Raw genomic sequence first — 969 nt, 5'->3', positions numbered from 1 at the left:
CTGATTTACCTCTGGCCGTGAGGCTGTGGTTATGATTCCATCGCGTTGGAGCGATGGAGGTGCATGTGTCTGTGCAGCGTGGATTTTTCGATCTGGCCGAGCGGTATGCGGCGCTGTCGGCGGCAGGTGATCCGCTGGAGAAGCTGGATGCCCTGATCGACTTTGGGATTTTCCGTCCTGCGCTGGATGCGGCGCTGCAACGCTCTGACGGCAGCAAGGGTGGGCGCCCACCGATGGACGCGGTGATGATGTTCAAGACGCTGGTCCTGCAGACACTCTACGGGCTTTCGGATGCACAGAGGGAATTCCAGATCCTGGACCGGCGCAGCTTCGGGCGCTTCCTTGGGCTCGACGATGGTGACAACACGCCCGACGAGACGACGATCTGGCGCTTCCGCGAGGCACTCGTGCGCGCCAATGCCATCGAAGCGCTGTTCGCACTCTTCGATGCCCATCTCAAGGATCAGGGCTACCTGGCCATGGGTGGGCAGATCGTTGATGCCAGCATCATCGCCGCCCCGCGCCAGCGCATGACCGACGAGGAGCGCGCCATCGTCAAGGACGGCGGCATTCCCGAGGGTTGGGCCGCCAAGCCGGCGAGGCTGGCACAGAAGGACCGTGACGCGCGCTGGACGTTGAAGCGCGGGCGGCGCAAGAAGGGGCCTGACGGCAAGTTCATGGCCGAGATAGCAACGCCCATCTTCGGCTACAAATCCCACATCGGCATCGACCAGCGCCACGGCTTCATCCGCACATGGTCCGCCAGCGATGCCGCCCGCTACGATGGCCGCGAACTGCCGGGCCTGATCGATCCGGAGAACACGGGCAGTTCGATCTGGGCGGACACCGCCTATCGCAGTCAGAAGAACGAGCGGGCCATCCTCCGCGCGGGGCGGGTTTCAAAAATCCACTTCCGCAGAGCACCGGGCAAACCGCTTCCTACCCAGCGCCAGCGCGCCAATGCTGCCC

Annotated in this window: 1 protein-coding gene; it reads left to right on the top strand. The window is 64.0% G+C overall.

The window, feature by feature from the left end:
* Positions 1–65: 65 nt before the first annotated feature.
* The coding region (locus L858_RS0119195) for an IS5 family transposase (protein WP_028056300.1) at positions 66–969 on the top strand (904 nt) is incomplete at its 3' end.

It is taken from the genome of Sphingobium bisphenolivorans (genome assembly GCF_000412635.1).
Lineage (GTDB): Bacteria > Pseudomonadota > Alphaproteobacteria > Sphingomonadales > Sphingomonadaceae > Sphingobium > Sphingobium bisphenolivorans.
Note: the sequence above shows the minus strand (reverse complement) of the source record. Positions and strands in the feature narration are given on the sequence as shown.